21 protein-coding genes and 4 pseudogenes are annotated in these 25,542 nt (G+C 60.7%); 13 read left to right on the plus strand and 12 right to left on the minus strand.

The window, feature by feature from the left end:
• Nucleotides 1-39 precede the first annotated feature (39 nt).
• The 4 genes from N4R57_06785 to N4R57_06800 all read left to right on the plus strand — a co-directional run bounded on the left by N4R57_06785 (nt 40) and on the right by N4R57_06800 (nt 2,278).
• Nucleotides 40-654: a hypothetical protein gene (locus N4R57_06785; GenBank protein ID UYV39526.1), complete on the plus strand. Its 615-nt coding sequence runs from the start codon at nt 40-42 to the stop codon at nt 652-654.
• Nucleotides 651-1,238, plus strand: coding sequence for a class I SAM-dependent methyltransferase (locus tag N4R57_06790; protein ID UYV38737.1), 588 nt, complete (start codon nt 651-653; stop codon nt 1,236-1,238). The genes N4R57_06785 and N4R57_06790 overlap by 4 nt, the downstream gene beginning before the upstream one ends.
• Before the next feature lie 96 nt (nt 1,239-1,334).
• On the plus strand, nt 1,335-2,045 hold the full coding sequence (locus N4R57_06795) for an alpha/beta hydrolase (GenBank protein UYV38738.1): 711 nt from the start codon (nt 1,335-1,337) through the stop codon (nt 2,043-2,045).
• A 5-nt stretch (nt 2,046-2,050) separates the two neighbouring features.
• Nucleotides 2,051-2,278 carry a hypothetical protein gene (locus tag N4R57_06800; protein ID UYV38739.1) on the plus strand — a complete coding sequence of 76 codons (228 nt, stop codon included), beginning with the start codon at nt 2,051-2,053 and terminating at the stop codon, nt 2,276-2,278.
• Between the two features lie 47 nt (nt 2,279-2,325).
• Here the strand turns inward: N4R57_06800 and N4R57_06805 are convergent, their stop codons facing one another.
• Nucleotides 2,326-2,892 carry a DUF6151 family protein gene (locus N4R57_06805; GenBank protein UYV38740.1) on the minus strand — a complete coding sequence of 189 codons (567 nt, stop codon included), beginning with the start codon at nt 2,890-2,892 and terminating at the stop codon, nt 2,326-2,328.
• 159 nt (nt 2,893-3,051) lie between these two features.
• On the minus strand, nt 3,052-4,362 hold the full coding sequence (gene phaZ, locus N4R57_06810; GenBank protein ID UYV38741.1) for a polyhydroxyalkanoate depolymerase: 1,311 nt from the start codon (nt 4,360-4,362) through the stop codon (nt 3,052-3,054).
• A gap of 107 nt (nt 4,363-4,469) precedes the next feature.
• Here phaZ and phaC point away from each other — a divergent pair, with 107 nt between their 5' ends.
• The 4 genes and pseudogenes from phaC to N4R57_06830 all read left to right on the plus strand — a co-directional run bounded on the left by phaC (nt 4,470) and on the right by N4R57_06830 (nt 8,522).
• Nucleotides 4,470-6,275, plus strand: coding sequence for a class I poly(R)-hydroxyalkanoic acid synthase (gene phaC, locus N4R57_06815; protein ID UYV38742.1), 1,806 nt, complete (start codon nt 4,470-4,472; stop codon nt 6,273-6,275).
• A gap of 120 nt (nt 6,276-6,395) precedes the next feature.
• On the plus strand, nt 6,396-6,839 hold the full coding sequence (locus tag N4R57_06820) for a phasin, PhaP (protein ID UYV38743.1): 444 nt from the start codon (nt 6,396-6,398) through the stop codon (nt 6,837-6,839).
• A gap of 149 nt (nt 6,840-6,988) precedes the next feature.
• A complete protein-coding gene (gene phaR / locus N4R57_06825; protein UYV38744.1) occupies nt 6,989-7,549 on the plus strand; it encodes a polyhydroxyalkanoate synthesis repressor PhaR in 561 nt (186 codons plus the stop codon).
• Between the two features lie 8 nt (nt 7,550-7,557).
• Nucleotides 7,558-8,522 (plus strand): annotated as a pseudogene (locus tag N4R57_06830) (LysR family transcriptional regulator).
• Nucleotides 8,523-8,654: 132 nt separating this feature from the next.
• On the opposite strand, the gene N4R57_06835 reads toward N4R57_06830, so the two are convergent.
• Together N4R57_06835 and N4R57_06840 are read right to left on the minus strand one after the other, a co-directional pair.
• Nucleotides 8,655-9,788 (minus strand): alkane 1-monooxygenase, encoded by a 1,134-nt coding sequence (locus N4R57_06835; protein ID UYV38745.1) that lies wholly within the window; start codon nt 9,786-9,788, stop codon nt 8,655-8,657.
• 44 nt (nt 9,789-9,832) lie between these two features.
• The gene (locus N4R57_06840; protein ID UYV38746.1) at nt 9,833-10,909 is read right to left on the minus strand and encodes an A/G-specific adenine glycosylase; all 1,077 of its coding nucleotides are present in this window, start codon (nt 10,907-10,909) and stop codon (nt 9,833-9,835) included.
• Nucleotides 10,910-10,993: 84 nt separating this feature from the next.
• On the opposite strand from N4R57_06840, the gene N4R57_06845 reads away from it, so the two are divergent.
• From N4R57_06845 to N4R57_06855, 3 genes and pseudogenes are all read left to right on the plus strand, one after another.
• The gene (locus N4R57_06845) at nt 10,994-11,581 is read left to right on the plus strand and encodes a DUF721 domain-containing protein (GenBank protein ID UYV38747.1); all 588 of its coding nucleotides are present in this window, start codon (nt 10,994-10,996) and stop codon (nt 11,579-11,581) included.
• Complete coding sequence (locus N4R57_06850) at nt 11,582-12,328, plus strand: DsbA family protein (GenBank protein UYV38748.1); 747 nt, start codon at nt 11,582-11,584, stop codon at nt 12,326-12,328. It abuts the gene before it with no gap.
• Nucleotides 12,328-13,438 (plus strand): annotated as a pseudogene (locus N4R57_06855) (CoA transferase). Before N4R57_06850 ends, N4R57_06855 begins: the two are co-directional and overlap by 1 nt.
• Nucleotides 13,439-13,624: 186 nt before the next feature.
• Here the strand turns inward: N4R57_06855 and N4R57_06860 are convergent.
• From N4R57_06860 to hmgA, 8 genes and pseudogenes are all read right to left on the minus strand, one after another.
• Entirely contained in the window at nt 13,625-14,404 is a 780-nt protein-coding gene (locus N4R57_06860) for an HpcH/HpaI aldolase/citrate lyase family protein (protein UYV38749.1), read from the minus strand.
• A 4-nt stretch (nt 14,405-14,408) separates the two neighbouring features.
• Entirely contained in the window at nt 14,409-15,824 is a 1,416-nt protein-coding gene (locus N4R57_06865; GenBank protein ID UYV38750.1) for a pyridoxal-dependent decarboxylase, read from the minus strand.
• 102 nt (nt 15,825-15,926) lie between these two features.
• Nucleotides 15,927-17,898: pseudogene (locus N4R57_06870) on the minus strand (cation:proton antiporter).
• Between the two features lie 385 nt (nt 17,899-18,283).
• Complete coding sequence (locus tag N4R57_06875) at nt 18,284-18,478, minus strand: DUF2783 domain-containing protein (GenBank protein UYV38751.1); 195 nt, start codon at nt 18,476-18,478, stop codon at nt 18,284-18,286.
• A 5-nt stretch (nt 18,479-18,483) separates the two neighbouring features.
• Complete coding sequence (locus tag N4R57_06880) at nt 18,484-20,097, minus strand: FAD-dependent oxidoreductase (protein ID UYV38752.1); 1,614 nt, start codon at nt 20,095-20,097, stop codon at nt 18,484-18,486.
• A 158-nt stretch (nt 20,098-20,255) separates the two neighbouring features.
• Nucleotides 20,256-21,206, minus strand: coding sequence for an MBL fold metallo-hydrolase (locus N4R57_06885; protein UYV38753.1), 951 nt, complete (start codon nt 21,204-21,206; stop codon nt 20,256-20,258).
• Nucleotides 21,207-21,298: 92 nt separating this feature from the next.
• Nucleotides 21,299-22,555 carry a fumarylacetoacetase gene (gene fahA, locus N4R57_06890; protein ID UYV38754.1) on the minus strand — a complete coding sequence of 419 codons (1,257 nt, stop codon included), beginning with the start codon at nt 22,553-22,555 and terminating at the stop codon, nt 21,299-21,301.
• 87 nt (nt 22,556-22,642) lie between these two features.
• Nucleotides 22,643-24,003: pseudogene (gene hmgA, locus N4R57_06895) on the minus strand (homogentisate 1,2-dioxygenase).
• Nucleotides 24,004-24,077: 74 nt separating this feature from the next.
• Here hmgA and N4R57_06900 point away from each other — a divergent pair.
• Nucleotides 24,078-24,521: a MarR family transcriptional regulator gene (locus N4R57_06900; protein ID UYV38755.1), complete on the plus strand. Its 444-nt coding sequence runs from the start codon at nt 24,078-24,080 to the stop codon at nt 24,519-24,521.
• A gap of 64 nt (nt 24,522-24,585) precedes the next feature.
• A complete protein-coding gene (locus N4R57_06905; GenBank protein ID UYV38756.1) occupies nt 24,586-25,440 on the plus strand; it encodes a DMT family transporter in 855 nt (284 codons plus the stop codon).
• The last annotated feature ends 102 nt before the right edge of the window (nt 25,441-25,542 follow it).

The raw sequence follows: 25,542 nt of genomic DNA on the forward strand, positions 1-25,542 counted from the left end.
CCCACCCTACGGGGAGATGCGATGCGCAGGCCGGGGAGCATGTGGAGCCTTGAGACGCTGGGGCGGGTGCGGCTGAGCCGGTATTTTTACATGCGCGAGTTTCTGTATTCGGAGATCGCGAATTTTCACGGGATGCAGAATATTCCGGATGATCCCGATCTGGCGATTGAGAACGGGCGGGCGTTTTGCGCCACTCTGCTGGATCCGATGGAGGAGACATTCGGGCGGGTGGCTGTGCGGTCGGGGTATCGCTCGGCCACGTTGAACCGGTTTGGCAATGAGAACGGGCTGAACTGTGCGCGAAATGAGTACCCACAGGAGTGCCATATCTGGGACCGGGGGCGCGGGGCGGAGGCGATTGCGGGGGCGAGCATCGTGATCCCGTGGTTTGCGGATCACTACGCGGCCGGGCGGGATTGGCGTGACTTGGCGTGGTGGCTGCATGACCATCTGCCCTATTCCGAGATGTGGTTTTTTCCCAAGCTCTGCGCGTTCAACATCGCGTGGCGGCCGGACCCTTGGGGGATGATCTCAAGCTATATCGCGCCGCGCGGGACGTTGTTGAAACGCGGAGATGCGCCGGCGGAAAGCCGCGTTGTGAGGCAGGCGCGCTATGCCGATTTTCCGGCGTTCCGAGGGCTGGCTTTGGGATGAGTTTGCGCGGGGTGTATGAGCACAATGCGGTGCAGTTTGACCGCGACCGGACCCGCGATTTGCATGAGCGCGGGTGGCTGGAGCGGTTTTGCGCCGAGATGCCGCGTGGGGGGCGGGTTCTGGATCTGGGCTGTGGCGCGGGCGAGCCGATGGCGGGGTATCTGATCGGGCGGGGCTTGGCCGTGACGGGAGTTGATTTCGCGCCTGCGATGCTGGAATTGGCGCGGGCGCGGTTTCCCGATGGGCGTTGGATAGAGGGGGATATGCGGGCGCTGGACTTGGGCGAGGTGTTTGACGGGGTTTTGGCGTGGAATTCGTTTTTCCATCTGACGGCGGAGGAGCAGCGCGGGGTTATTCCGCGTCTTGCGGCGCATCTTTGCCCCGGTGGGGCGTTGATGATGAGCGTCGGACCGGAGGCGGGCGACGTCTGGGGGACGGTCGCGGGTGAGGCGGTCTATCACGCGAGCCTTTCGCCGGACGACTATGCGGCAGAGTTGGCAAATTGCGGCTGTGAGGTGGCGGCGTTTTGCGCTGAAGATGCCGATTGTAACGGGCATTCCGTTTTGTTGGCGAGGAAAGGCTGACGCTGCGCAATTTGAAGAGTTCGCGGTTGACGCCACGCGGGTTCCTGCGAAGTTGGGGCCGAAATTGACCCCGACCCAAGGAGCGAAGATTCCGTTATGAAAGAGCCATTGGTTCTCGTGCCCGGCATGATGTGTGATGCGCGGCTTTATGGCCCGCAAGTCGAGGCGTTGAGCCGCGAGCGTTCGGTCATGGTGGCCTGTGCGACGCAGGGCGAGCGGATAGAGGAGATCGCATCAGATATCCTGATGGCGAGCCCGCAGAAATTCGCGTTGGCCGGGTTGAGCATGGGTGGAATCATCGCGATGGAAATCATGCGGCGTGCGCCCGAACGGGTGACGCGGATCGCTCTGATGGATACCAATGCGCAGGCCGAAACGCCCCAGACATCGGCGGGTTATGAGCCGATGATCGTGGGGGTCAAGGCGGGCAAGCTGGACGAGGTGATGCGCGGCTTTATGAAGCCTGACTATCTTGCGCCGGGGCCGGGGCGGATCGAGGTTTTGAACCTGATGTCCGAGATGGCGCGCGCGCTGGGGCCGGAGGTGTTTATCCGGCAGGTGCGGGCGTTGCAGCGGCGGCGCGATCAGCAGGCGACATTGCGCAAATGCAAGGTGCCCGCGTTGATCATGTGCGGGGCGCATGACCGGCTGACCCCCGTAAAGCGGCATGAGTTCATGGCCGAGTTGATCCCCTATGCCAAGTTGCAGGTGATCGAAGAGGCGGGGCATGTGCCGACGCTGGAGGCGCCCGAGCAGGTCACGCAGGCGCTGCGGGATTGGATGGAGCAGCCATTCGTGTTGCAATAGGCGGCATGGCGGGTGTCGTTCAAAAATCAAAGCGTTTGATCAAGCGGGCACAGGTGTGGAGCCGGAAGCATTTGCCACCGGGGATGCGGCTTGTGGCCGGGCTGTGCCTGATGGTGGGGGGCGTGTTGGGCTTCTTGCCGGTGCTGGGATTTTGGATGATCCCGCTGGGCGTGGCGGTGGCGGCGTTGGACGTGGTGCCGTTTTGGCGGTGGTTGCGCGGGCGCGGGAAGTGACGGCGGGCTCGGGGCCGTTTGGTGGGGCGGTGGGGTGAAACCCCACCCTACGGCGTGGCGGCTTTGCGTTCTTCGCGGGTGAGGGTGCGCGGCGTGCGGATGGGCTTGCCGGTGTCATCGAAAAACGGATTCTCGCGCCAGCTTCCCGAGAGATTGGCCGAAAGCATGAGTTGCGCGACGCGCCATGCCAAGTGGCCCATACCCTTGTGGCGGTATTTGCCGTTGGCTTGTTTCTTGAACACATAAGCGCCGCGCGGCGGCAGGGCCGAGGTGTCAGATAAGCGCGCGGCGATAAACCCACCGACGTTCAACCGCGGGCCACGCAGGGTCGATGTGATCGGCGTATTGCAGCAATCGGCATACCAGCGGAACATCCCGCGCGGCGACAGGCGCATGGCGGACAGGTGGTCTGTTCCGGCGGTGAAATGCACATGCTCGGGCAGGGTTTGCCAAATGTCGATGCCATCGGGGGCCGGGTCGGGCTGATTAAGGTGGATCATCGCGGCGCGGCAATCGGCGCAATGACAGGTGACGCGGTTACCGGATTTTGCCGATGGCACGCTGACATAGCCCTGAACGGTGCCGCAGGTGCAGGAAAAGGGAATGTCGGTCATCTGCGTCGCCCCCGGCAAACAGTTGTGGGAGGAGAGTGGGCCTTGCAACCGGGGGCGTCAAGGGACGCGCAAAGCAAAGCGCACCCCTTTTGGAAAGAGGTGCGCGATACCCTGCGGAGCAGGTGGCATTTGCGTTGCTGAGGGCGCCGCGGCGCGGGATCAGGCGGCGTTTTTGTTTGCGGCTTTGCCCGGCTTGGTCTTTTTCGCGGCTGTTTTCTTGGGGGCCGCTTTTTTGGGCGCATCCGAGTTGGCGTCGATGAACTCAATCACCAGCGGGCGGATGTTGTTGCGCCAGCTTGAGCCGGCAAAGATGCCGTAGTGGCCTGCGCCGGGTTCGACGTGGCTCGCTTTTTTCTCATCCGGGAGGCCGGTGCAGAGATCAAGTGCTGCGATACATTGGCCGGGGGCCGAGATGTCATCTTTTTCGCCTTCGACGGTTTTGACCGCGACAGTGGTGATTTTGCCGATGTCGACTTTGTGGCCATCAACGACGAATTCGTTTTTGGCGATCTCACCGTTTTTGAAGATACGTTCCACGGTCGAGAGGTAGAATTCGGCCGTCATATCCATCACGGCGAGATATTCGTCGTAAAAGCGGTTGTGCGGGTCATGATCGCTGGCTTCGCCGCGCATGACGCGCATGATCTGATCCTGGAACGCTTTTGAGTGACGCTCGGCGTTCATCGACATGAAGGAGGTGAGCTGAAGCAGGCCGGGATAGACCTGACGGCCGACGCCGGGGTATTTGAAGCCGACACGCTGGATCATGGCATGCTCGAGCTGACCCATGGTGACGCGGGCGCCGAAGTCGGTCACATCGGTGGCGGCGGCATCGGGGTCAATCGGGCCACCAATCAGGGTGAGCGAGCTTGGCTGCGCATCAGGGCCCTGTTCAGCCAGATAGGCGGTGGCCGCAAGGGTCAGCGGCGCGGGCTGGCACACGGCGATCACATGGGTGTCGGGGCCGAGCTCTTTCATGAAATCGACAAGGTAGAGGGTGTAATCCTCGATATCGAACTTGCCTTCGGAAACGGGAATGTCGCGCGCGTTATGCCAATCAGTGATGTAGACTTCGCAATCGGTCATCAGCGAGATAACGGTGGAGCGCAGCAGCGTGGCGTAATGCCCGGACATAGGTGCGACAAGAAGCACTTTGCGCTTGAGGGGTTCGCGACCTACGACGTTGAAGTGGATGAGGTCACCAAAGGGGCGGGAGACAACAGTTTCGATGTTGACGAGGTGGTCCCTGCCGTCTTCGCAAGTGTGCGAGCGGATGCCCCAGCCGGGTTTGACCAGCATACGTTGAAACGAGCGTTCGGTCACTTCGCCCCAAGCAGCGAGCCATTGCAGCGCAGGGTTTGGCACCATCGAGAAGATCGGGTAGGATGCAAGAGCAAGGGTGGAGGCCCCCAACCATTGATTAGTATTACGGACGGTTTCCATAAGGTCGTAGCTTGCCATGTTGCGCATGTGCGTATCCTTTGTTTTGCTCGGGGCCGTCCCGATGTCGTGAGCTCGGTCCCTCCAACCGGCTGCACGATGCTGCATAGCAGCGAAGATAGGGAAAAAGTATTAAGATGACAACAAAAGACAGCATAGCCCCGGAAACCTTGGACCGGATGAACGAAAACCTGGCGCGGGTTGAGGCGCTGTCGCAACGATTAATCAACGTGATGAGTCATCGAAAACCGCCCAATGCACAGTTGAACGGGCCGGATCAGGAGCTGTTCGTGCGTGCCGCGGGTGCCTATTGGCAAGAGTGGATGCAGAATCCGGCGAAGATTTTCGAGCATCAGCTGGAATACTGGGGTAAAACGGTCAGTCACTTCATGGAAGCGCAGAGCCAGTTCATGAAGGGTGAAATTGCCGCACCCGAAGATGACGGGCCGGAAGATATCCGTTTTGCCAACCCATTGTGGAAAACCAACCCCTATTTCAACTTCGTCAAGCGCCAGTACCAGCAGAACGCCGAGGCGATTCGTCAGGCGGTGGAGGATGTCGATGACCTTGAAGAGACCGACCGCAGGCGGTTGAAGTTCTTTTCGACGCAGATCATCGACATGATGGCGCCGACCAATTTCCTTGGCACCAACCCTGATGCGTTGGAGCGGGCGGTGGAGACCGAGGGCGAGTCTCTTGTGCAGGGGTTGGAAAACCTTGTTGCCGATCTTGAGCGGAACGACGGCGAAATGTTGGTGCGGCTGGCGGATGAGGATGCTTTCGAGTTGGGCCGGAACGTGGCGACCACCGAGGGCGAGGTGATCTTTCGCAACCGGATGATGGAGCTGATCCAGTATAGTCCGCAGACCGACGAGGTGCATGCCACGCCGCTGATCATCTTTCCGCCGTGGATCAACAAGTTTTATATCCTTGACCTGAAGCCGCAAAATTCGCTGATCAAGTGGATTGTCGAGCAGGGGTATACGTTGTTTGTGGTCTCGTGGGTCAATCCGGGGTCGGCCTATCGCGATGTCGGCATGGAGGCCTATGTCGAGGAGGGGATGCTGGAAGCGATCCGGGTGGTGAAGGAGATCACCGGCGAGAAACAGGTCAACACCGTTGGCTATTGTATTGCGGGCACGACGCTGAACATGACGCTGGCGCTGTTGAACAAGCGCGGCGACAAGTCGGTGAAGTCGGCCACCTTCTTTACCGCGCTCACCGATTTTTCCGATCAGGGGGAGTTCGTGCCCTTCCTGCAGGATGATTTCATCAACGGGATTGTCGAGGAGGTCGACGAGGTTGGTGTGCTGCGCAGTTTTATCATGTCGCGCACGATGTCGTTCCTGCGATCCAATGATCTTGTCTACAAACCGGCGATCAAGAGCTACATGCTGGGCGAGACGCCGCCGGCGTTTGATTTGCTGTTCTGGAATGGCGACAGCACCAATTTGCCGGGGCGGATGACGCGCGAGTATCTGCAATGGCTGTGCCAGCACAACAAGTTCTGTGATGGCGGGCTGCAAATCCTAGATCAAAAGGTGCATATCAGCGATGTCGATGTGCCGTTCTGCGCCGTCACCTGCGAGACCGATCATATTGCCGCGTGGAAGGATTGCTATCGCGGGATGCGGCAGGCGGGATCGAAACAGAAGCTGTTTATCCTGTCACAGTCGGGCCATATCGCCGGGATCGTTAATCCGCCGTCCAAGAAGAAGTACGGCCATTATACGAATGGTGACACGGATCAGGATCACGCCGCATGGTATGAAGGTGCAACCTTTCACGAAGGGTCATGGTGGCCACGCTGGGAAAGCTGGCTGCGCAAGCGTTCGGGCAAGATGATCCCGGCGCGCGTACCGGGCGATTCGGGCTATACACCGCTTGCTCCGGCGCCGGTAGGGACCTATGTGGTGGCGAAACCTTTGCTTGATTTACAGTAGGTTAGGCGATTTATTCTGCACTGCAGCAAAAAACCTTGCAATGCTGCAGTGCAGAAACTATGTTCTTTGCAGACGCAGAAAAGCGGGATGGCCCGCACCGTTAATGTAAGGAACTTTGAAATGACCAAGACACAAGATTTTTCCGCAATCATGAAAGACATGATGGGCGCATTCCCGGTAGACACCGCTGCTTTTGAAAAATCCTTCAAAAGCCAAGCAAGCCTGAACGAAAAGCTGACTTCGGTTGCTCTTTCGGCTGCTGAGAAATCCAACGAGATTTCGAGCAAATGGACCAAAGACACTTTGGCCAAACTGTCGGACATCGCCAAAGTCAAAGCAGAGCCTGCTGACTATGCAAAAGCCGTAACCGATTTCGCATCGGCCAGCGCCGAAGTTGCTGCTGAAAACATGGCTGCTTTCGCTGAGATCGCCAAAAAAGTCCAAATGGACACCGTTGAGCTGCTTATGGCTGCTGGCAAAGACGTTTCGGAAGAAGCAACTGCCGCCATGAAAAAGGCCACCGACGATGTGACCACCGCAGCCAAAAAAGCGACTGCGAAATAAGAACGTCAGGTTCCGCACCCCACTCTCCCTCTCCTCCCATAGGGGTGCGTTCCGCGTGAAGAGCGAGCCGGTCACGGCTCGCTCTTTTCTTTTATGCTGCAAGGGCGTAAGCTTTGCTGCAATGCTGCATTTGCTGGGGAGGTAAACACGTGGCCACGAGTGACAAACCGCTTCTTATCAAGCGCTACGCGAGCCGTAGGCTCTATAATACCGAGACCAGTGATTATGTGACGCTTGACGATATCGCCGGGTTCATCCGCGATGGGCGTGAAGTTCAGATTGTCGATTTGAAGACCGGCGATGACCTGACGCGGCAGTATCTTTTGCAGATCATCGCAGAGCATGAAAGCCGGGGCGAGAACGTGCTGCCGGTATCGGTTCTGAACGATCTGGTGCGCAGCTATACGACGCAGGCAACCAGCGTGGTGCCACAGTTTCTGGCGGCCAGTTTCGAGATGCTGCGCGACGGGCAATCCAAGATGATGGAGAACATCGGGTCGATGAACCCGATGGCCAAGATGCCGGGCATGGAAGCGATGCAAGCGCAGCAGGACGCCTTTATCAAGGCGATGACCGGCGCGTGGACAGCCGCACCGTCGGCAACCAGCAGCCCAAAGAAAGACGACAAGGAAGAGGGTGGCGAAGAGCTTGATGCGATCAAGCAGCAGCTTGCCGATCTTCAGTCGAAGCTTTCTAAGTTCGGCAAGTAAGCCCGGTTATGGCGGGCGGCCCCGGCAAGATAACCTTGTGGGGGATCGAGGTGTTTATCGCTACGGCCGAGGAGCGGTCGATCTCGGCTGCGGCGCGCCGATTGGGGGCGTCGCCGTCGGCGGTGTCGCAACAGCTGACCAATCTTGAGACCGCGATGGGCGTCACGCTTTTGCTGCGCAATGAGCGGCCTGTGCGATTGACGCCAGCCGGGGGATTTTCCGGCGGCGGGCGCAGATCATCCTGAGCGAGGCGGCGCAGGCGCGGGCGGAATTGGCGAGCGGCGACATGAGTGCGCTGACCGGGTTTCGGCTGGGCATGATCGAGGATTTCGAGGCGGATGTGACGCCGCAGCTTTTGAGCCATATGGCGGGAGAGTTGCAGGGCTGCCAGTTTCTGCTCGACACCGGGGCGAGCCATTTTCTCTATGATCAGCTTGATGCGCAAGCCTTGGACGTGATTGTCGCGGCCGAGATGGGGGCGGCGGCAGATTGGATGGAGGTTCATCCGATTTTGGAGGATGGCTTTGTGGTGGCCGCGCCCAAGGGGGCGGTTGATCCGGGCGGCAATGTGTTGAAACAGCTGCAGGATCTGCCATTGGTGCAATATACCTCGCGCCACTATATGGGCCGGTTGATTGCCGCGCATTTGGCGCGTCAGTACCTGACGCTGGCGCATCAGTTCGAGTTGGACAGCTATCACGCGATCCTTTCCTTGGTCGGGCAGGGCGCGGGGTGGACGATTCTGACGCCGCTTGCCTTGATGCGGGCGCGGCGGTTTGCTGGCGAGATTGACGTTCTGGAGCTTCCTTTTGCGCCGCTGTCGCGGCGGATCAACCTGACAGCGCGGGTTGGGGTGTTGCAGCATATGCCGGGGCAGGTGGCCGATGCATTGAAACCCATCGTGCAAGCAGCGGTGATTGATCCAGCCGTGAAAGCACATCCGTTCGTGGCGGATGTTGTGAAGGTGTTGTGACAGTGTAGTGATGGGCGGTGACGCGAATTCTTTCAAAGAATTCGGGCAAAAATTCTTGAAGAATTTTTGGTGGGCGGGTCGCTTTTTGCGTGATGCATAAAGGGGCGTATTGGGCGGTGAATTGCGAAGATTTTAGCGCGGCATGGGATTGCGCGCCTTGTTATAGGCTGACCAATCGGTGATTTCAGGATAATACATCGCCCGCCATTTGCGCACGCGCGGGTTCATCACGCGCCGCCAGACGGGGGGCATCATCGCCGCCATGGTCATGATCGGATAGCCGTAGGGCAGCTGGGGCGCTTGATCCTCACCATAGTTTTGCAGGAGCGGAAAGCGGCGGTTGGGTTTGTAGTGGTGATCGGAGTGGCGTTGCAGGTTGATCAGCAGCCAGTTTGACGCCTTGTGCGCTGCGTTCCAGCTGTGATGCGGCATAACGTGTTCATATTTGCCATCGCCCAGGTGTTTGCGGGTCAACCCATAGTGTTCGACGTAATTGACCAATTCGAGCTGCCAGATCGCAACGCCCGCCTGAAACAGGAAGAGAAACAGCCCGGACCAGCCGCCAAGCAGCAACGCAAGGAGGAGCATCGCACCTTGCAGCCCCCAGTAACGCCAGAAGGGGTTCGAAGGGGCGGTCCAGGAGAGGTCTTTCTTGGCCAGTTTCTCGCGCTCTGCCCGGAAGGCGGATTTCAGGGACGAGACGAGGACACGCGGGTAAAAGCGGTGGAAGCCTTCGTTATAGCGCGCGGTGACCGGATCGCGCGGGGTGCCGACATAGCGGTGATGCACCAGCAGGTGTTCCGAGCGGAAATGCGAATAGAGCACCATCGCGAGGAGAATGTCGCCGAGCCAGCGTTCGGTATTGTTTTTCTGGTGCATCAGCTCGTGCGAGTAGTTGATTCCGACAGTGCCGGTGATGACGCCAACGCCAAAGAACAGGCCGATTTTCTCAATCGTGGAGAGATGTCCGCTGTGGGTCGCATACCAGATTAGACCAAACAGGGTCAGGAATTGCAGCGGCACCCAAGCCGTTGTAATTGCTTTGTAAAGGGTGAGTTTGTCTTCATCGGTGTCAAGGTCGGCGTTCTCGAGGTTGAGGCCGAGCAGCGCGTCGAGGGCCGAGAAGAGATACCACGTTACGACCGGCAAGAGCAGCACATACCAACCGCCCAGAACGGCCCCGACCCAAGCGATCGGGATCAGCAGAAGCGAGAGCCAGAAGGGCAGCGCGTTTTGCGGGCGGGCGAGGTCTTGGGCGGTGATCATTTGGGTCTCCGAAACGTCAGAAAGTCGGCGTGCGTTCACTTGCGTCAGGATGCGCCGGGCGGTGGCAGGGCGCTTTGAGCGAGATCATATACCTTTCGCATGACGGTTGGCAGGTCGGATCGCCGGAATTCACGGTTTTCGATGAACTGCCCGGTGCTCGGGGAGGCATCAAGCGGCAGGCGGGCCACGCGGATGGCAAGGCGCAGGTGAAAATGGGTGAAGGTGTGGCGGGCTTCTTCGCTGAGGTTCACCCAGTCGGCAGTTATGGGGGGCAGGTCGGCGGGTGTGTCGCCCCATGTGCCACCGGGCCAGCCGAGCATGCCGCCCAAGAGGCCCTTGTCCGGGCGGCGCTCCATCAGCCACGCGCCATCGGCGCGGCGGGCGACATAGGCGATGCCGAGCCTTGTGGGTTTGGGTTTTTTCGGCGTCTTGCGCGGGAGGACGGGGGCCGTGCCACGGGTGCGGGCGAGGCAGGGAGCGGACCACGGGCAGATACCGCAGGCAGGATTTTTCGGCGTGCAGATGGTGGCGCCGAGGTCCATCACGGCCTGCGCGTAATCACCGGGGCGTTGATCAGGCGTGAGGTCAGCGGCCAGCGCCGTGAGCTCGGGCTTGGCGGCGGGCAGGGGTGTTTCGATGTCATGGAGGCGGGCCATGACCCGTTCGACATTGCCATCAACCACGGTTTCGGCACGATCAAACGCAATCGCCGAGATGGCGGCGGCGGTATAGGGGCCGATGCCGGGAAGTTTTAACAGGTCATCGCGGGTGTCGGGAAACCCGCCAAGGGCTGCGACCTCGCGCGCACATTTCAACAGGTTACGCGCACGGGCGTAATAGCCAAGCCCGGCCCATTCGGCCATGACATCCTCATCACGGGCGGAGGCGAGGGCGTGCACGTCGGGCCAGAGGTAGGTGAACCGCTCGAAATAGGTTTTAACGGCGGCCACGGTGGTTTGTTGCAGCATCACTTCGGAGAGCCAGACGGCATAAGGATCGGGGCGGAGTCCGCGCGCTTGATCAGCCGGGCTTAGCCGCCAGGGCAGGGTGCGGGCGTGGACATCATACCAGCCCAGAAGCGTGGCGGCGTGATCCGACGGTTGGCTGCGTTTGCCTCTCACAGATGTGTTATCCTTTTTTAACTGATTGCCCTGTTCGCCGGGTCTTCCTGCCACTAAACTGCGCCGGAACCAAGGGAGTGAGGCATGGCGCCGCGCAAGGGCAGCAAAAACGCAAAGACGTCGGTAGCGGGCAAACCCGGTGCCGGGACGCCAGCGTTTTCGCGGTCGCGCAAGGGGTTCACGCGCGCGGCGAGCCTTCTGAACCGTCAAATCCGCCAAGCGGGCGAGACGCGCGGCTTTGCCGTGACGCGCTTGCTGACCCATTGGAGCGAGATTGCAGGCGAAGAGATTGCCGCGATTTCGCGCCCTGTCGAAGTGTCTTATGGCCGCGGAGGGTTTGGCGCGACGCTGTCGTTGCTGACCACCGGGGCGAATGCGCCGATGTTGGAAATGCAAAAGGAAACGCTGCGCGAGCGGGTGAATTCGGTCTACGGATACACCGCGATTTCGCGGGTGCGTGTGACCCAGACCCACGCCACCGGCTTTGCCGAGGGGCGCGCGGATTTCACCCATCGCAAGGCGAAACCGACAGAAGCCGCCCCCGACCCCGTTATACAAGGGCAGGTGGCCGAAGTTGCCGCCCCCGTGGGAGACGCGGATTTGCGCCGCGCGCTTGAAGCGCTGGGACAGAATGTTTTATCGAAATCAAAACGCCAGAAAAGGGCCAATTGAATGAACTTTAGCAAACTCACTCTTCCTGCCGTCGCCTGTGTTGCGCTTGCCAGCGGTGGTGCGCTGTTGATGGGGGCAGGGCCGTCTTGGGGCGAAAGCCAAAGTGGGGCGGTGAAGACCGAGGCTCCGGCGGCTGATGCGAAAAAGCCCGAGGCCGGTGACAAGAAGGCCGAAGCGGCGGCTCCGGCGCCTGTTGAAACGCCAAAGACCGATTGGACGCCCGACGACATCACCGAGATGGTTTTGGGCAACCCGGATGCGCCGGTAACGGTGACGGAATATGCGTCATTTACCTGCCCGCATTGTGCGAGTTTTCACCAAAATCAGTTCAAAGAACTGAAGCGGGATTACATCGACACGGGCAAGGTCAAGCTTGTTTACCGCGACGTTTACTTTGACCGGATTGGTCTTTGGGCGGCGATGGTGGCGCGTTGCGACACGGACAAGTTTTTTGGCATTGCGGACCTGATCTATTCCAAGAAAGATGAGTGGCTGAACTCGCGCGATCCGGTGGTTTTGGCCGCGAACCTGCGCAAGTTGGGCGTGGTTGCGGGGCTGGCGCCGGAGAAGGTGGATGCCTGTATGCAGGATGCCAGTAAGGCGAAAGCGCTTTATGACTGGTTCGAAATCAATGCGAACAAGGATCAGATCGAGTCGACGCCGAGCCTTTTGATCAATGGCAAGCTCCATTCCAACATGGCTTATGGCGAGCTTAAGGATTTGATCGAAGCAGAGTTGGGAAGCTGATGTCTGCGCCTCTTGAAGGAGTGAAGGTCGTCGAATTGGCGCGCATTCTGGCTGGCCCTTGGGCCGGTCAGACGCTGAGCGATTTGGGGGCCGAGGTGATCAAGGTTGAGGCGCCCGCAGGCGATGATACGCGCCAGTGGGGCCCCCCTTTATCGAGCGGGAAGAGGACCGAACGGCGGCTTATTTCCATTCGTGCAACCGGGGCAAGGCTTCGATCACGGTGGATTTTCGCAATGAGGCTGATCTGGAACGGCTGCGGGCATTGATTGCCGAGGCGGATGTTTTGATCGAGAACTTCAAGGTTGGTGGTCTGAAGAAATACGGGCTGGATTACGAGAGCGTGAAGGCGCTCAATCCGGGGCTGATTTATTGTTCGATCACTGGCTTTGGGCAGACCGGGCCTTATGCGCATCGCGCGGGGTATGATTACATCATTCAGGGCATGTCCGGTCTGATGTCGATCACCGGTGAGCCGGACGGCCAGCCGCAGCGCGTGGGCGTGGCGGTGACAGATCTGTTTACCGGGCTGTATGCGGTGAGCGGGGTTTTGGCCGCGTTGCATCAGCGTGAGCGGACGGGCAAGGGCCAGCAGGTTGACATGGCCTTGCTGGATTGCGCCGTATCCGTGACGGCCAATCAGGCGATGAATTACCTGGCCACCGGCACGCCGCCGGGGCGGACGGGGAATTACCATCCGAACCTGACGCCCTATCAAGTGTTTGACTGTTCAGACGGGCATATCATCATCGCGACGGGCAATGACGCGCAATACCAGCGGCTGTGCCGGATGCTTGGGCTGGACTGGATGGCCGAGGATGCGAAGTTCCTGAAGAACGCCGATCGGGTGCAGAACCGGCCCGAGATGATCGACTTGCTGATGGGCGAAACCGCCAAGCGGACCAAGGCAGATGTTCTGGCGGCCTGTGAGGCCGAGGGCATCCCGGCGGGGCCGATCAATGACATGGCCGATGTGTTCGACCGCAGGTTCAAGCGCGGGGGCTTCGGGTGGAGCTGGACGGGGTGCCGGGTGTGCGTTCGCCGTTCCAATTCAGCGATGCGGAATTGAAGCTGGACAGGCCCAGCCCGAAGTTGGGGCAAGATCAGGACTAGGTATTTGGTAACGGCCCGGAATCAAGGCGCTTGCGCCGCCGGGCCATCGTCAGCCCCTCCCACGGGCTGACGATTGGTTGGGCTCATGCGCCACTGCATCTGTGGGAAGACTTGGCGGGCATAAAGCGACTTGCAGCGGGTGCTGGATCGTCATCCCGAGGCTGACGAAGGCCCGGCTTCTCGCTCTCAACCTTTGATCCGGTCCTTCCACTTGCCGCTGAGTGCGCGGGCGGATTGCACAAGCAGGATGACGTCCATGCCAACGGCGAGGAATTGTGCCCCCCATTTCAGGTAGTTCTGGGCGACGTCATCGTTCAGCGCGAGGATGCCTGCTGCCTTGTCAGAGGCCGCGATTTTGCCAAGGCCGGTGCGGATCGCCTCGACCACATCGGGGTGGCCGGGGTTGCCGGGGTGGCCCATGTCGGCGGAGAGATCAGCCGGGCCGATAAAGACGCCATCGACGCCGTCAACCTTGAGAATGTCGTCAAGGTTGTCCATCGCGGCGGCGGTTTCGACCTGCACCAGCAGGCAGACCTGATCATTGGCGGTGGTGACATAATCGGGGATCGCATTGAAGCCGGTGGCGCGGGCACCAGAGCCGCCCATACCGCGGATGCCATAGGGCGGGTAGCGCATGGCGCGCGCAAGATGCGCCGCCTGTTCAGCGGTTTCGACCAGCGGCACGAGCACGGTTTGGCATCCGGCATCGAGCACCTGCTTCATCAACCATTCGTTGCCGATGGGCAGGCGGACCACTGCCTCGGTATCGGTATGTTTGAGCGCGCCGATCTGCTGGCTGATGGTTTGCAGGTCGTTGGGGGCGTGTTCCCCGTCGATCACAAGCCAGTCAAAACCGGTGGTGGCCATGATTTCGGCGGCGTAACCATCGGCAAAGGCCGCCCAGCAGCCGATTTGCACTTTGCCGTCCGAGAGGGCGTGTTTGAAGCGGTTGATGGGGGCTGGCATGGCGTTAGTCCTTTAGGGTTGCGGCGATTTCGAAGATCACCTCTTTGGCGGTTTCGATGTCGGCTTGGGTGGCGTCAAACTGACCAGCGGTGAAGCGGATGACGAATTTGTCGTCGGTGCGGGTTTGGGTCAGGTAGATGCGGCCGTCATCGTTGATTTTATTGATCAGATCAAGGTTGAGCGCGTCAAGGTCGGCGGCGCCGTCGGGCGCGAAGCGGAAGGTGAAAAGGGCGAGAACAGGCTCGGTCACGATTTCAAAATCAGGGTGGGCGCGGATGTTTTCAGCGAGCGCATGGGTCCAGTTTACATGGTTGCGCAGCATGCTGCGCAGCCCGTCGAGCCCGTAGGCGCGCATCAGGAACCAGAGTTTCAGTGCGCGGAAGCGGCGGCCAAGCGGGATCGACCATTCGGAATAGTTAATGATGCCATCCGCCCCGTGGGTTTTGAGGTATTCCGGCTGGATCGCCAGCGTGCGGGTCAGATCCTCGGGCGAGCGGATGAAGTGGGCGGAGAGGTCGAATTGGGTGCCGAGCCATTTATGCGGGTTCAGCACGACGCTGTCGGCGCGCTCGACCCCGGCCCAAAGCGTGCGGTATTCCGGGCAGATCATCGCCGAGCCAGCCCAAGCGGCATCGACATGGGTGTAGAGGTCATGCGCCTCGGCCACGTCCATCACGGCGGCGATGTCATCACAAGCGCCGGTGCCGGTGCCGCCGGTACAGGCGATGATCCCGGCGGGGATAAATCCGGCGGCGAGGTCACGTTCGATCGCTTCGTTAAGAGCGCGGGGGTCCATGCCACGGGTTGGGCCGGTGGTGGGGATGCGCACGAGGTTGTCGGCGCCGATCCCGGAAATCCAGATGGCGCGGTCGATGGAGGTGTGCACTTCGGCGCTGGCATAGACGCGCAAGGTCAGTTGCCCCGGCAGGCCCGCTGTGTTGCCGTCCCAATTGAGCGCGCGTTCGCGCATTGTCAGAACGGCGGCAAGGGTGGCGGAGGAGGCGCTGTCTTGGATAACGCCGTGGAAGCCCGTTGGCAGGCCGAGGCCTTGGCGCAGCCAGTCCATCATGCGGGTTTCCATTTCGGTGGCCGCCGGGGACGTTTGCCAGAGCATACATTGCGCCGCCGTGGCCGCGATCAGGTTATCGGCCAGCACCGCCGCAGGCGAGGCGTTGGACGGGAAATAGGCAAAGAAGCGCGGGTGCTGCCAATGGGTCATGCCGGGCATGACGATGTTTTCGAAGTCTTTGAGGATGTCTTCGATCGGCTGGGGCGCGTCGGGCGGGGCGAGGGGCAATTGGGCGGCGATCTCGCCCGGTTTGGTTTGAGCGCGCACGGGCCGGTCACGCAGGGTGGCGTGATAGTTTGCGGCCCAGTCGGCGGCCCATTTGCCCCATTTCGGAAAATCGCTCCAGCGCATGTTTACCCCTCCCGCAAGTAAATTAACATGTTAATTATATCCACCCAAGAGGGGATTGCAAGTCATCGGCCATGAGACGGCGCGATGAGATTGTATCTGGCCTCATGTGCCGCCTGTGTTGCCTGTGCCACTCATGCTGCCAGCGCGGATACGCTCCATTTCCGCGTTCAGATCGTCGCCCCAAGTGTCGAGCACTTCGCGCACTTTGGCGACGTATTCGGGGTTCTCGTGCGGCGGGACGCCGGGTTTGTGGACATCGGCGACGGCGACCATGGCGCGGCGGTCTGTTTCATTGAAGGCGGCGATCATGCGTTCGGCGGTGTCATGGTCGGTGCCGAGCGCCTCGAACAGCGACCGCCCCATACGCAGGGCGCTGTCATAAGTCTCGCGAATGATATCGCGGCAGCCAGCGGACCAGAGGTCATAGACATGATCGCGGTCCCGCGCACGGGCAATGATATGCACCGACGGGTAATTGGCCGACACATAGCGCACCAGTTCGGTGGTTTTCTCGCGGTCGTCGATGGCGATGACGAGGACCGCGGCCTCGGCAATGCCAGCGGCGTGCAACAGGTCGGGGCGGGTGGCGTCCCCATAGTAGTGTTTGACCCCGAAGGTTTGCAGGATGTCGAGTTGACGCGAGTTGAAGTCGATCACCGTGGTCGAGATACCGGCGGCACGCATGATCCTGTCGATCAGCGCGCCGACGCGGCCTGCACCGGCGATAATGATCTTGCTGCCGTCGGGCATCTCGTCGGCGTCGCGCTCATCTGCGCCCGAATAAAGCGGGGCGAGGACGCGGTCGTAGAGGATAAACAGCGCAGGCGTGAGCAGCATCGACAGGGCCACGACAAGCAGGAGGCGGTCGGCCAGTTCGCCGGGAATGACACCGTTGGCGACGGTGAAGCTGAGCAGGACAAAGCCGAATTCACCGGCTTGGGCGAGGCCGAGGGCGAAGAGCCATTTGTCAGCGCCGCGTAGTTTGAAGGTATAGGCGAGCAGGAGCAGAACAAGCGTTTTGAGGAGCATGAGGCCGATTGTCAGCCCGATGATAAGGCCGAGGTTCTCGCCCAGCAGGGTAAAGTTGATACCGGCGCCAACGGTCATAAAGAAAAGGCCGAGCAGCAGGCCTTTGAACGGGTCAATATCGCTTTCCAGTTCGTGCCGATAGGCCGAGTTGGCCAGCACCACCCCGGCGAGGAAGGTGCCAAGGGCGGGAGAGAGGCCGACAAGCGTCATGAGAAGGGCGATCCCGATCACCATCATCAAGGCGGCGGCGGTAAAGAGTTCACGCAGATTGGCGGCCGAGATGAAGCGGAAAATCGGTGACGTCAGGAACGACCCACCAATCACTACAAACGCAATGGCCGCGAGGGTGACGAGCGCGGTTTGCCAGCCGTTGAGGCCATCGACGAGCGAGAGGGAGGCGCCGTGACCGCCGCCATCGGAATGGCCGGCGTCTGTGTGCCCAGTGCGCGGCGTGACCCGCTTCGGTGGTATGGGCTGCGGCAGAGGCGGGGGCGGTGTGATCGACCACTGTTTGGGCGCTGTCCATAAGTTCGGGCAGGGCCAAAAGCGGGATGAAGGCGAGCATGGGGATAACGGCGATGTCCTGCGTGAGCAGGACAGAGAAGCTCGACTGGCCGCCATCGGATTTCATCAGCCCTTTTTCATTGAGAGTTTGCAGAACAATGGCGGTGGAGGAGAGCGCAAAAACGAGGCCAATAGCAAGGGCAACGGACCAAGGTTGCCCCATGGCCATGGCAATGCCCATCACGGCCAAAGTGGTGATCCCGACCTGACCGCCGCCAAGCCCAAGAAGGCGCATGCGCATCTCCCAAAGCAGCTTGGGTTCAAGTTCGAGGCCAACAAGGAAGAGCATCATCACCACGCCGAATTCGGCGAAATGTTGGATTGAGACAATATCAACATTGAGCAGGACGAGAACCGGCGAGATCACGATCCCGGCGATGAGGTAACCAAGCACCGAGCCGAGGCCGAGCCGGGTGGCGATGGGCACGGCAACCACGCCTGCGATCAGGAAAACGAAGGCGAGGAGGAGGAAATCGGTCATGGTGTGCGTGTCCTGTTGCCGGGGCCGTGCGCGGTGAGCAGAGTGAAGCGCGGATCAGGGGGCTTGGCAAGGGGGCGCGGCGGGCGCGCAGGTTGAGGACCCGCGCGCAATGGTGCCCTATGGACCGCAGGGCATCGCCAGGTTGCGACCCAGTCTTGGTTGCGCCCTGTTGGTCCGGTGTTTTGACTGTGGCCTGCGCAGAACTTTTAAGGAGCGCGGTTCAGGCAGGGATGTCGTGGCCAACTCGTGGCCCACTCAAGGGGCATAAAGCACGCATCGTTTGGCATGGCCTGTTGATGCGTGCAGCTTGGTCCTGATGTATTGGTCCCGACGCGTTAGCGCCGGCTTAGACCCGCCTTAGGCCCGACAAATTAGGCCCGACACATTAGGCCTGACGTTTCGCCGCTTCGATAGCGGCGGACAGCACGCTGCGGTCGCCGATATGGTTGGCCAGCACAAGCAGGAGCCGGGCGTTGAAGGCATCGCTTTCCTCTTTGCTCAGCTCTTCATGAGCGGCGAGAAGGTCGGCGTAGAAGTCATCGGGTTTGTCGATGTTCGGCGTAAGGGTGAGGGTGCTCATGTCGGTTACTCCTTGCCCGTGGCGCGGCGCAGGGCGGCGCGGAAGAGGCTTTCGTTCCAAGTGTCGCGGCGGGCGGCTACGTGCTGATCCGGGCGAATGAGGTAGACGCCGGAGGTGGCGCTGCCGAGGTAGCGGTCCTTGAGCGCGAGGGTTTTGTCATCCTTGAGCGAAAGCGCAAGGCGGGTGACTTCGATGCCGTCTTCCTCGAACCGGTCGGGCGCGTCGGCGTCGATTGTCAGCAGGGTGAAGCGGTTGGCGAGCTTTGGCAGCAGGAACCCATCGGCCAACGGGGCGTCGATAGCTGGTGCGCCCGGACGGGTGCGTTGGGGGGCGCCTTCGAGCGCGTCAGCCGAATTCAGCGGCGAGCCGTCATAGACGCAAGGCACCGAGAGGCGTCCGGAGTTGACGAGGGGGCGGGCGAATTCATGCATCTCGGAGAGGTCAAGCACCGCATCGCGCAGGATACGCGACATCGCGGATTTCGGGGTGATGAAATCGGTCGAGCGGGTGGAGTTGAGGATGTTCTCTTCGGCGCCGTGGATGCGCTCGACATCATAGCTTTCGAGCAGCGATTCCGGGGCTTTGCCGTCCATCACCAGTTTGAGTTTCCAGATCAGGTTGTCGGTGTCCTGCACCCCGGAATTGGCACCGCGCGCCCCGAAGGGCGAGACCTGATGTGCGCTGTCGCCAGCAAAGAGCACGCGGCCATGGCGGAATTTCTCCATCCGGCGGCATTGGAAGGTATAGATCGAGGACCATTCCAGTTGATACTCGATATCCTCGCCGAGCATGGCGCGCAGGCGTTTGTCGATGTTCTGGGGCTCGAGTTCCTTGTCCTTGTCAATGTCCCAGCCGAGTTGGAAGTCGATGCGCCAGACATTGTCGGGCTGCTTGTGCAGGAGGGCGGATTGGCCGCGGTTGAAGGGCGGGTCGAACCAGAACCAGCGCTCGGTCGGGAAATCGGCGTCCATCACCACATCGGCGATCAGGAAGTTATCCTCAAACACGCGACCGACAAAATCGAGGCCAAGCATCCGCCGGGTGGGGGAGCCGGCCCCGTCGCAGGCGATGAGCCAGTCGGCTTCGAGCATATAGGGGCCTTCGGGCGTGCCGATTTCGAGGCGGGCGTGATCGTCGTGATTGCCGATCGCCTCGACCCGGTTTTTGCCGCGAATTTCGATGGGGGCGCCTTGGGCCTGCAACTCGCGGGCGCGCTTCACGAGGTATTCTTCGAAGTAATATTGCTGGAGGTTGATAAAGGCAGGGAATTCGTGGCCCTTCTCCGGCAGGAGGTTGAAGTCATAGACTTCGCGTTCGTCAAAGAAGACTTTGCCCACGTCCCATTTGACGCCTTTTTCCACCATCTCGTGGCCACAGCCGAGCCGGTCCATGATTTCGAGCGGGCGTTTGGCAAAACAGATGGCGCGGGAGCCGAAGGAAACCTTGTCATTGTCGTCAAGCACCACGACCGGGACGCCGTTTTGGGCGAGGTCGATGGCGGCGGCGAGACCGATTGGGCCGGCGCCGATGATGACCACAGGGTGGCGCACGATCGCGGCGGAATCCTGATCGGGAGAACGCTCATAGGGATAAATCGGAACTTCGAAAATCTTGTTCATGGTGGTCTCCTCCGAAGGGCAACTGTGCGGCGGGATGGGGTCAGGGTCTCACAGCTTGGCGCGATGGCCCTTGATCTAGGTCAGGCCGGTAATTTGGCCGCCGGTGCGGGTGGCCCCGCCATATCTGGCGAGGCGCAGCCCGCACCGGCGTGGTGTGCTTAGCTTTGCAGGGCTTCCCACATCTCGATATCGCGCTGGGCGGTCCAGATGCGGGGCGTGTCGATGCCGCGGGCTTCGTCATAGGCGCGGGCCACGTTGAATGGCAGGCAATGCTCGTAAATTGCGTAGTCCTTGAACTTGGGGTCACAGGTTTCGCGCACCGCGTCCCATGCTTCTTTGAGCGAACCGCCACGGGCGGCGACACGGGCGGCGGGTTTGTAGGTGCTTTCGACAAAGTCGCGGGTGTTTTCGATCGCGGCGTTGACCATTTCACGACCCATAAGCGCATCGCCCCGGCCCGGCGCGATGGCGTCGACGTCGAACCATTTGATGTTGTCGAGCGTGTCGCCCCAATCGGCGAAATGCCCGTCGCCGCAATAGCAGGCGGAGTGGTATTCAACGATGTCGCCGGTGAACATGACGTTCTGGTCCGGCACGTGGATCACCGCATCGCCCGCCGTGTGGGCGCGACCAAGGTGCATGATGTCAACGCGGCGGTTGCCGAGATAGACGGTCATCGCATCCGAGAAGGTGGTGGTGGGGTAGGTCAGGCCGGGGATGCTTTCGTGGCCTTCAAACAGGCGCGGGAAGCGTTGGAATTCGCTGTCCCAGTCTTCCTGACCGCGTTCGACGACCATGGAACGGGCGGTGTCGGACATGATGATCTGATCGGCGCCAAAGGCCGAGGCGCCCAGCACGCGCACGGCGTGGTAATGGGTGAGCACGACATGCGAGATCGGCTTGTCGGTCACGCTGCGCACGCAGTCGATGACTTTTTGCGCGAGGCGCGGGGTGGCTTGGGCTTCGACGATCATGACGCTTTCGTCGCCGATGATCACGCCGGAGTTCGGGTCGCCTTCGGCGGTGAAAGCGTAGAGACCTTCGCCGACTTCGGTGAAGGAGATTTCTTTTTCGGTCATGTCGCCTTGGGATGCGAATGCTTTGGCCATGGTGTATTTCCTTTTTCGAGTGTCGCGAGAGGTGGGGTGAAACCCCACCCTACGGAGTAGGTTGTAGGGTGGGGTTTCACCCCACCTGTCTCTTATCGTGCGTAGGGGTCTTCCAGCGCTGGCAGGACGGTGCCTGTGCATTCACCAAAGCCGATGGTGTAGCCATCGCCATGGGCCGCGCCCGAGAGGGTGAGCGTGTCGCCGTCTTCGAGGAAGGTGCGTGTGTCGCCGGTGTCGAGTGTGAGGGGCTCCTTGCCGCCCCAGCTCAGCTCTAACAGGGAGCCGCGTTCCGGTTTGGTGGGGCCGGAGATGGTGCCGGAGCCGAGCAGGTCGCCCGGTGTCATCGGGCAGCCGGATGTGGTGTGATGGGCCAGTTGCTGAGCCGCAGAAAAATACATCTGGTTATAGTTGGTGCGCGCGATGGTGGAGGCATCTTTGCCTTCGGGTGCCAGCGTGACCGAGAGGTCGATGTCATAGAGCATCGGGCCGGTGTCCTTGAGGTGCGGCAACAGTTCAAATTCACGTTCCGGCGTGTTGCAGCGGAAGGGCGCGAGGGCGGCGGATGTCACGATCCACGGGCTGATTGATGTGGCGGTCGCCTTGGCCTGAAACGGGCCGAGGGGCTGGTATTCCCAAGCCTGGATGTCGCGCGCGGACCAGTCGTTGAGCAGCACGTAGCCGAAGATGTTGGCATCGGCTTCGTCAACGGTGATCGGGCCGTCTGAGGCCTGACCGACGATGGCGCCCATTTCGAGTTCGAGATCGAAGCGGCGGCACGGCAGGAAGGCGGGCAGGTCGTGATCGGGCGATTTGAGCTGCCCCCACGGGCGGCGCACATCGGTGCCGGAGACCACCACAGACGACGCGCGACCGTTGTAGCCGATCGGGATGTGCAACCAGTTCGGCGGCAGCGCGTTTTCAGCGCCGCGGAACATGGTGCCGACGTTGACGGCGTGGTTTTTACCGGCATAGAAATCGGTGTATTCCGCCACCAGGCAGGGCAGGTGCATTTCTGCGTCAGCCTGAGCGATTAGCAGTGGTTCGGCGGCGGCCTGATCTGCGGAGCTTTCGGCGAGGATCTCGGTCAGGCGGGCGCGCAGGGCGTCCCAGAGCGCGGGGCCTTCTTCCATCACCTCGTTCCAGAACGGCACGTCAAAGAGCGGCACGTCAGCGAGGGTGATCAGCCCGGCCTCTTCTGCGGCGGCCATGTCGAGGATCATGTCACCGATGGCGACACCGCAGCGCGGATCGAGCGTATCGGTTGAAAACACGCCATAGGGCAAGTTGTTGAGGGGGAACGGGTGTTTCGGGTCATTGGCCGAAGTTACCCAAGATTTCGATAGGGTCATTTGGTATTCCTTGATTTGGAAAAGGTGGGTTGGCACCCACCTTACGGTGTGCGGCAGGGCGGGTGAAACCCACCGATCTGCGACACGCTATTTCTTGCCCGGTGTGCCGTCGAACTTTTTCTCGATGTCTGTCCAGCAGTCGATGTAATCGTCCTGCAGGGGCGCCTCGTTGGCGGCAAAGCCTGTGAGGTGCTGCGGGAAGCGGGTTTCAAACATGAACGACATGGTATTGTCGAGCTTGTCCGGGCCGAGATTGGCGTTGGACGCGCCCTCAAAAGCGTTCTTGTCCGGGCCGTGGGGCAGCATCATGTTGTGCAGCGACATGCCGCCGGGGATGAACCCCTGTGGCTTGGCGTCATACTGGCCATAGATGTTGCCCATCAGCTCGGACATGATGTTCTTGTGATACCACGGCGGGCGGAAGGTATCTTCGGCCACCATCCAGCGTTCGCGGAACAGCACAAAGTCGATATTCGCGGTGCCCGGCTGACCGGAGGGCGCGGTGAGCACGGTGAAGATCGACGGGTCCGGGTGGTCGAACAGGATCGAGCCGACCGGGCAATAGGTGCGCAGGTCGTATTTCACCGGCGCGTAGTTGCCGTGCCACGCGACCACATCGAGCGGCGAGTGGCCGATTTTGGTTTCATGAAACTGGCCGCACCATTTGATGGTGACGGTCGAGGGCGTTTCGCGGTCCTCAAACGCGGCAACCGGCGCTTTGAAGTCGCGCGGGTTGGCCATGCAGTTGGCGCCAATCGGGCCGCGACCGGGGAGTTCGAATTTCTGGCCGTAGTTTTCGCAGACAAAACCACGCGCCGGACCGTCGAGCACTTCGACGCGATAGAGCAGCCCGCGCGGAAGGATGGCGATTTCCTGAGGCTCGAGGTCGATGATGCCGAGTTCGGTGCAAAAACGCAGGCGGCCTTCTTGGGGCACCACCAGCAATTCGGAATCGGCGGAATAGAAGTAGGCGTCCTTCATCGAGGCGGTCACGAGATAGATGTGCGACGCCATGCCGACTTGGGTGTTTACGTCGCCGGCGGTGGTCATGGTGCGCATGCCGGTGAGCCAGGTCAACTGCTCTTCGGAGTGGGGCACGGGCCCCAGCGGTATTGGCCGAGCGAGACCACGTCGGGGTCAACATGCGGGGCCGATTTCCACAAGGGCAGGTCAATTTTCGTATAGCGGTGCGAGTGTTTGACCGACGGGCGGATGCGGTAGCACCATGTGCGCTCGTTCTGGTGGGATGGCGCGGTGAAGGCGGTGCCGGAGAGCTGCTCGCCGTAAAGGCCGTAGTTGCATTTCTGCGGCGAGTTCATGCCTTGGGGCAGCGCGCCTGGCAGGGCTTCGGTTTCGTAGTCATTGCCAAAGCCGGGCATATAGCCCTCATGCGGGCCGGGCAGAGAGGGGGCCTGTGTCATGTCATGGGGGAAGGTATGTGTGTTCATCGCGCGAGTCTCCTTTCGGGTCGTTGCGGAGTTAACGGTTGAATTTGTAACTAACAACCATCAAACTGTGTTCTATGAGCATATCAGATGATTTCGATTTACAGAACTTCTTGCCGTATTTGTTGAATCAGGCGGCAGAGGAAAGCAGTTTGGCGTTCCAGCAGGTCTATAAGGGGCGCTATGGCATGTTGCGCACCGAGTGGCGGGTTCTGTTTCACCTTGGCATTTATGGTCGGATGACTGCGCGCGAGATCGGGCATCGCTCGAAAATGCACAAGACCAAGATCAGCCGGGCCGTGGCGAAGCTTGCCGAGCGGCGATTCGTGACGCGCGAGCGCGACGAAGACGACCGGCGGCTTGAGCTTTTGGAGCTTACGCAGGCGGGGCAGCGGGCGTATCGGGATTTGCGTCAGGTCGCGATGGCTTACGACGCAAAGCTGTCGGCGCGGTTCAGCGACGAGGAAAACGCTTTGTTGCGCCGATTGCTGCGGCAATTGGGCGAGAGCGGAGCGGGCTAGGCTTGGCCGTTTAGCCATGCGATGGGGCTGGACATTGCGCCCGCCTTGGTCATTGTCCGGCACCATGACAGATCAGACCAAAGGATTGCTGTTCACGCTGATGGGCGTGTTGTTCGTTGTGCCGGATTCGCTTTTTGTGCGGCTGATCGCGGCGGATGCGCTTGTTATTGCGTTTTGGCGCGGGGCGATTTCGGGCGGGGCGATTTTGGTGTGGCTGGTTTTGACGCGCGGGTTTGAGCCGTTTCGCGCGCTTTTAGGCACCGGGTTTTACGGTCTGTTTTATTCGCTGATCACTGGCGCGGCGGGGATTTTCTTTGTCTCGGCGGTGAGCCTGACGTCGGTGGCGAATGTGGTGTTGATCCTCGCTTCTATGCCGGTGTTTGCAGCGATCTATAGCTGGCTGTTTTTGGGAGAGCGGGTGTCGCGGCGGATGGTGCGCACGATGATCGCGGTGGCGATTGGGATCGCTGTGATCGCCTATGGCTCGGGCGAGACCGAAGGGGCGCATTGGTCAGGGGATTTGATCGCGCTGAGCCTGTCGGCGCTGTTTGCGGCGGGGCTAACGGCGGCGCGGCGGGTGAGGCATGTGTCGATGGTTCCGGGCGCGGCGCTGGGCTATGTGTTCTGGTCGCTGGTGCTGTTGGCGTTTGTCGCACCGATGCAGGTGCCAGAGGGGCAATGGGGGCTGGTGGCGTTACACGGCTTGCTGATCTCGGTCAGCGGGATCGGGCTGGCGTTGGGGCCGCGATACATCCCAAGCGCAGAGGTGGGATTGTTGATCTTGCTGGAATCGGTGCTGGCGCCGCTGTTGGTCTGGGCGATGGTCGGAGAGGCACCGGGAGGCTATGCGCTGGTGGGCGGGGCCATCGTGATCGGGGCTTTGGCGGTGTACAATTTAAGCGCGTTGAGGCGGGGGTGAGGGGTTGGCAAGGTCGGATTAGAGACCATGCGGGACATTTGCTGTGCTCGGCTGTCGCCGAGCCGCGGGGTGGCGTTCCAGCCCGTTGAGCATGGCACTTTA

It is taken from the genome of Rhodobacteraceae bacterium D3-12 (assembly GCA_025916135.1).
Lineage (GTDB): Bacteria > Pseudomonadota > Alphaproteobacteria > Rhodobacterales > Rhodobacteraceae > JAKGBX01.

Coding starts and splice junctions, on each gene's coding strand:
- N4R57_06785 (UYV39526.1), top strand. CDS start 40: ATGTGGAGCCTTGAGACGCTGGGGCGGGTGCGGCTGAGCCGGTATTTT.
- N4R57_06790 (UYV38737.1), top strand. CDS start 651: ATGAGTTTGCGCGGGGTGTATGAGCACAATGCGGTGCAGTTTGACCGC.
- N4R57_06795 (UYV38738.1), top strand. CDS start 1,335: ATGAAAGAGCCATTGGTTCTCGTGCCCGGCATGATGTGTGATGCGCGG.
- N4R57_06800 (UYV38739.1), top strand. CDS start 2,051: ATGGCGGGTGTCGTTCAAAAATCAAAGCGTTTGATCAAGCGGGCACAG.
- N4R57_06805 (UYV38740.1), bottom strand. CDS start 2,892: ATGACCGACATTCCCTTTTCCTGCACCTGCGGCACCGTTCAGGGCTAT.
- phaZ (UYV38741.1), bottom strand. CDS start 4,362: ATGCGCAACATGGCAAGCTACGACCTTATGGAAACCGTCCGTAATACT.
- phaC (UYV38742.1), top strand. CDS start 4,470: ATGACAACAAAAGACAGCATAGCCCCGGAAACCTTGGACCGGATGAAC.
- N4R57_06820 (UYV38743.1), top strand. CDS start 6,396: ATGACCAAGACACAAGATTTTTCCGCAATCATGAAAGACATGATGGGC.
- N4R57_06835 (UYV38745.1), bottom strand. CDS start 9,788: ATGATCACCGCCCAAGACCTCGCCCGCCCGCAAAACGCGCTGCCCTTC.
- N4R57_06845 (UYV38747.1), top strand. CDS start 10,994: ATGGCGCCGCGCAAGGGCAGCAAAAACGCAAAGACGTCGGTAGCGGGC.
- N4R57_06850 (UYV38748.1), top strand. CDS start 11,582: ATGAACTTTAGCAAACTCACTCTTCCTGCCGTCGCCTGTGTTGCGCTT.
- N4R57_06860 (UYV38749.1), bottom strand. CDS start 14,404: ATGCCAGCCCCCATCAACCGCTTCAAACACGCCCTCTCGGACGGCAAA.
- N4R57_06865 (UYV38750.1), bottom strand. CDS start 15,824: ATGCGCTGGAGCGATTTTCCGAAATGGGGCAAATGGGCCGCCGACTGG.
- N4R57_06875 (UYV38751.1), bottom strand. CDS start 18,478: ATGAGCACCCTCACCCTTACGCCGAACATCGACAAACCCGATGACTTC.
- N4R57_06880 (UYV38752.1), bottom strand. CDS start 20,097: ATGAACAAGATTTTCGAAGTTCCGATTTATCCCTATGAGCGTTCTCCC.
- N4R57_06885 (UYV38753.1), bottom strand. CDS start 21,206: ATGGCCAAAGCATTCGCATCCCAAGGCGACATGACCGAAAAAGAAATC.
- fahA (UYV38754.1), bottom strand. CDS start 22,555: ATGACCCTATCGAAATCTTGGGTAACTTCGGCCAATGACCCGAAACAC.
- N4R57_06900 (UYV38755.1), top strand. CDS start 24,078: ATGAGCATATCAGATGATTTCGATTTACAGAACTTCTTGCCGTATTTG.
- N4R57_06905 (UYV38756.1), top strand. CDS start 24,586: ATGACAGATCAGACCAAAGGATTGCTGTTCACGCTGATGGGCGTGTTG.